We start from the raw sequence: 1,137 nt of genomic DNA on the forward strand, positions 1-1,137 counted from the left end.
GTATCCACGGCGAAGTCGGTAAAGGGGCATGAAACCCGGCCGGACGGACGGGCGATTGCACTGGATACCGGCTATCAATCGAATTTCCGGTATGGGGCGCAGCAGTCGTTTACCCGTAGTTGGCTGATGCCGATGCATCAAACCGACTCGTTACCGGGTAAACATCCAGTTGCCTGGAAATTCAAATGGGGTTTTGCGATTGATCATCATGCGGTCAATACAACGCCAAAGGAATGTCTCATCCGGATTACCAAGGCGGAGGATGGCGGCATTGGCGGACGTGGGCCGTGGGAACCGGTTCGAACCGGGTTCACGCCAGGTCAGGAGAATGAGTTCATGATCAAATGGCTGAAGGGTGATCATATTAAGATCAAAGTGTAGGTGAGTTGGAGGCTGGGGGTTTTTTTTCTTGATTGCCGTCTAGAAAGAAACATTGCGAATACCTCCCCCAGCCTCCCTCTACTTACGTGGCGAATCTTACAAAGATTATCCTTTGGAGGATGCTATGACAGTTGAGATCGACGTAAATCACAACCAATTACCAGGACCTGTCGGTGAGCAAACCCTATGTATTTGTGGTGGATGATGATGAGGTGATTCGCTCAAACATTGCGAAAAAACTTTCCCGTTTACATTGCACGGTACGTGTCTTTGATTCGGGAGAGGCCTTGATGGAATTTTTACGAGATAATAGGGATGAACCTGATGTGATCTTGGTGGATTATAAAATGGGTGGGATGAATGGGGTGGAAACCGTGCGGGCAGTGAGAAAGGTTTCATCCACTCCTACCGTAATTTTTACGGCGTATGAAGGCCTGGTGGACTTGCAGGCCGTGAAACAACTAGGGCGCTGCGAAGTCCTGCTCAAAACGATAGATCTGAATGTGTTAGGTTCTATCGTGAATGAAGCGATGGCTGTAAGAAAGATGCGACAGTTAAATTGGGTTGATACCGGGGGACTGCCAACCTGAGGGTTGGCAGACGCCGCCTGGTCAACCCCGAAATTTTCACCGAAACGGAGGACGACAATGCCTGAAGTGTATAACTGGCAGTTAGGACGAAAGATGCTGTATCCGTATGAGGAGCGGCATCCGAAATGGCAGTTTGCGTTTGTCTTTAACATCAACCGGTGTCTGG

General features: G+C 49.5%; 1 protein-coding gene and 1 pseudogene. Both read left to right on the forward strand.

All coding sequences use genetic code 11. The features are described 5' to 3' along the window. A pseudogene (locus ACTRXD_RS00045) lies at positions 1–381 on the forward strand (molybdopterin-dependent oxidoreductase); the annotation flags it as partial. A 173-nt stretch (positions 382–554) separates the two neighbouring features. Beyond that, positions 555–971 (forward strand): response regulator, encoded by a 417-nt coding sequence (locus tag ACTRXD_RS00050; RefSeq protein ID WP_442429845.1) that lies wholly within the window; start codon positions 555–557, stop codon positions 969–971. Positions 972–1,137 lie beyond the last annotated feature (166 nt).

Origin of the sequence: Nitrospira sp. T9 (assembly GCF_052156535.1) — a bacterium.
In the GTDB taxonomy this organism is placed as follows: Bacteria; Nitrospirota; Nitrospiria; order Nitrospirales; family UBA8639; genus Nitrospira_E.